Genomic DNA, 1398 nt, shown 5'->3' on the forward strand with positions numbered 1-1398 from the left:
CTGGAATTGTCGGTCTATGACCTCACCAAAGGGCGTATCAATTTCCGGCACAAAGACGAACGGGCTTCGCCCGGTGTGCCTCGAAACAGATTTGTTCGACGCTAACCATGTAGCGCCGATACAGGATTGATTGCGCTCCTCTACGCAATTCGTAGCCATCAATCACCGGGAGTTCATCATGAGTATGCGTACCTATCGCGGATTCGAAATATATCCGCTGACTTATCCTCACTTTCACACAGGCGCTGGCCGTACTCACAACTACGAAGCCGGTTTCGACGCGGCGGTCAAGGTTTGCCTGCGTGGCACTAACACCACGCTGACCCGGAGCCAGACCTTCAAGCTTGTCGACGGTTCGCCGTTTGCCAGTGCCGGTGACGCACGCCGGGCTTCGCAACGTTACGCAGAAGACATCATCGATCAGAACCGAGGCGAACATTGGATGTTCGACGCAGTTCTTTGATACGGCTCTCTGTTGAACAGCAATGCATGGGAGCGCGCGTCAATCGGAGACGTGCGTCCCGATCCGAAATTGCGCGAGCCGACGCCATGCTGCCGGTCAACGGGAAACTCGCGTCGTAAGCCGACATTCCTTTCTGTCCCGTGCTCTCAAGGCAGATCAACGGACGAGCGGCCGCATTGTGCGACTGGCGCGCTACGCGCTGATGGACGTCGCGTTGCCGATCGACGTTGCGTAACGACCAGGCCGCCGACGCAGATTCAATCGATGCCTTGCGCCTTTTCGTGCCCCTGGATTTGCTCTTCGAGCAATCTGCGTGCGAGCGTTCGTGCGGCGTCACGCGCCTCCACGTCCGATGCAAAATCCCCTTCGGTATCGTGTTGATCAGAGGTGCCGGGATCCTCTCCGATGCGGTGCAAGTGGACGATTCCGCGATAGCGCCCAGACGTGGTCTGCATCACGCGAAGGCGTGCCACGTGCGTGTGGGTCGTACACACTTCATCATCCATGATGCCTTCCTTGCCAAGACCCCTGGCGAGACAACGACATGGCAGACTTCACCCGCCCGCCTGCATCCGTGTGTTTGGCTCCCGGTAAACTTCGGCAAGGCGGGGTTTATCGCCGCCAGCGCCGAGAGGTCAATGTTTGCGATGCATCCACCCCAAGTGATGGGAGTCCAGCCACTGAACGACTTCCATACTTGAATGTTCGCTCTGGTAACGGCGCGCCAACGCGACTGCAACCACCGCGACCACCGCAAGACCAACCACCCAACCAATCATCGACTGAGTCATGACAGCCTCCTTGTGAATGTGGAATGCAGCCATGACTGAATTCTAGGCGTCTTTGCGGAAGGATTCACAAGTCCTGCGCCACGCCGCGCGGACGAACCGCCTCCACATGCACGATCCTGGGGAAGGTACGCTCGACCTCCACCT

Annotated in this window: 3 protein-coding genes and 1 pseudogene; 2 read left to right on the forward strand and 2 right to left on the reverse strand. The window is 58.2% G+C overall.

Annotation, left to right across the window (positions count from 1 at the left end; genetic code table 11):
* Together DIE16_RS36240 and DIE16_RS36245 are read left to right on the forward strand one after the other, a co-directional pair.
* Nucleotides 1–105 (forward strand): annotated as a pseudogene (locus DIE16_RS36240) (translation initiation factor IF-1); the annotation flags it as partial.
* Nucleotides 106–178: 73 nt separating this feature from the next.
* The gene (locus DIE16_RS36245) at nt 179–463 is read left to right on the forward strand and encodes a hypothetical protein (RefSeq protein WP_124524294.1); all 285 of its coding nucleotides are present in this window, start codon (nt 179–181) and stop codon (nt 461–463) included.
* Between the two features lie 257 nt (nt 464–720).
* Here the strand turns inward: DIE16_RS36245 and DIE16_RS36250 are convergent, their stop codons facing one another.
* The gene (locus DIE16_RS36250) at nt 721–969 is read right to left on the reverse strand and encodes a hypothetical protein (RefSeq protein ID WP_230944700.1); all 249 of its coding nucleotides are present in this window, start codon (nt 967–969) and stop codon (nt 721–723) included.
* 129 nt (nt 970–1098) lie between these two features.
* Entirely contained in the window at nt 1099–1287 is a 189-nt protein-coding gene (locus tag DIE16_RS36255) for a hypothetical protein (RefSeq protein WP_034175061.1), read from the reverse strand.
* Between the last annotated feature and the right edge of the window lie 111 nt (nt 1288–1398).

Origin of the sequence: Burkholderia sp. Bp9090, assembly GCF_003857985.1 — a bacterium.
Lineage (GTDB): Bacteria > Pseudomonadota > Gammaproteobacteria > Burkholderiales > Burkholderiaceae > Burkholderia.

Coding starts and splice junctions, on each gene's coding strand:
- DIE16_RS36250 (WP_230944700.1), bottom strand. CDS start 969: ATGGATGATGAAGTGTGTACGACCCACACGCACGTGGCACGCCTTCGC.
- DIE16_RS36245 (WP_124524294.1), top strand. CDS start 179: ATGAGTATGCGTACCTATCGCGGATTCGAAATATATCCGCTGACTTAT.
- DIE16_RS36255 (WP_034175061.1), bottom strand. CDS start 1,287: ATGGCTGCATTCCACATTCACAAGGAGGCTGTCATGACTCAGTCGATG.